Genomic DNA, 1478 nt, shown 5'->3' on the forward strand with positions numbered 1-1478 from the left:
GGCCAGATAATCGATGCCGCCGCGCTCGCGGCCGGCGGCGCCGATGATCTGTTCGACGAAGGCGGCGTCGGTCAGGTCGCCCTTCGCGAAGGTCAGGCGATCGTCATAACCGGCAAGCGAGGCCGGACGTGTTTTCACGTCGATGGCGGTGACGGAAGCGCCGGCATCGAGCAACGCAAGCGCGATAGCCTCGCCCATGCCTCCGCCCGCGCCGGCCACCACCGCATGCCTGCCGGTGAAATCAAAGACGACCATCCGTCACCCCTCTTGATGTTGGCGCCAAGGCGCGATGGCGGGACAATAGGGGCGGATAAAAATTCCATCAAGCCGTATTCGAAAAAATTTGCCAAAATGGAAAATCGCGATATCGTGCCGCGATTGACGGCTTTCCTTTTGAGTGGATTCCAAGACCATGAACCTGCATTCCGGCGCGCGGACCTTCTCGGTGACCTCTCCTGTCGACGGCTCGATCTACGCCACGCGAAACTATGCCGACGGCGCCGTGATCGAGGCCGCGGTCGCCCGGGCTCGCGCAGCGTTGCCGGGCTGGCGGCGCACGCCGCTGGCCGAGCGCCTGGCGATCCTTCTGCGCTTCGGCGAGGAGATGAAGGCGCGCGCCGCCCCGCTTGCCGAAGCGGTGGCGTGGCAGATCGGCAGGCCCTTGTGGCAGGCCGACGAGACGCCCCGCTTGGCCCTGATCGGCGAACTGCTTGCAGGCGCTGCCCCGGAGACCTTGGCCGACATGCCGTATCCCTCGGATGAGAACATCCGCCGCTACGCCAAGCCGATGGCCGGCGGTCTGCATCTGTCGATCTGCGCCTGGAACTATCCGACCGCCATGCTCGGCTACCTGGTCACGTCGCCTCTTGCGGCAGGCAATGTGGTGATCTTCAAGCATTCGCCGCAGACGCCGTTGATCGCGGAGCTTGCCGAGGAGGCTTTCCGCGCGGCCGGCGGACCAGAAGGCGTGTTCCAGAGCCTGCATCTTGACCATCCGGACGCCGAGCGGCTGATCGCTTCCGGCGTCTTCAACGCCGTCAATTTCATCGGCTCGGTCAATGGCGGCCGGCGCGTGCATGCGGCAGCGGCCGGCACCTTCACCCAGGTGCATCTGGAACTCGGCGGCAAGGATCCGACCTATGTGCGCTCCGACGCCGACCTCGAAGCGGCTGTTCCGCTGATCGCCGAAGGTACTTATTCCAACGCCGGCCAGTCCTGCTGCTCGGTCGAGCGCATCTATGTCGATCGCCTGATTCATGACCGTTTCGTCGAGGCGCTGGTCGCCGAGACGGCGAAATGGTCGATCGGCCATCCAATCGGCGAAAAGCCGATGGTCGGCCCGGTGGTGCGTGGGGTTGCCGCCGACACCATCCGCGGCCTCACCGAAAGCGCGGTGCGAGCAGGGGCGAAGCGCCTGATGCCGCGGGATGGCGCCCTCAAGGCGGCAAGCCTCGGAACCGCCTATGTCGCGCCGGAGG

2 protein-coding genes are annotated in these 1478 nt (G+C 65.6%); one reads left to right on the forward strand and one right to left on the reverse strand.

Annotation, left to right across the window (positions count from 1 at the left end):
- Positions 1-255 (reverse strand): SDR family NAD(P)-dependent oxidoreductase (locus EOA24_RS37705; protein WP_127410804.1); only part of this gene is annotated, 255 nt, incomplete at its 3' end.
- A 157-nt stretch (positions 256-412) separates the two neighbouring features.
- On the opposite strand from EOA24_RS37705, the gene EOA24_RS37710 reads away from it, so the two are divergent.
- On the forward strand, positions 413-1478 hold a 1066-nt coding region (locus EOA24_RS37710), incomplete at its 3' end, for an aldehyde dehydrogenase family protein (protein ID WP_127410805.1).

The organism is Mesorhizobium sp. M2A.F.Ca.ET.039.01.1.1 (assembly GCF_003998035.1).
In the GTDB taxonomy this organism is placed as follows: Bacteria; Pseudomonadota; Alphaproteobacteria; order Rhizobiales; family Rhizobiaceae; genus Mesorhizobium.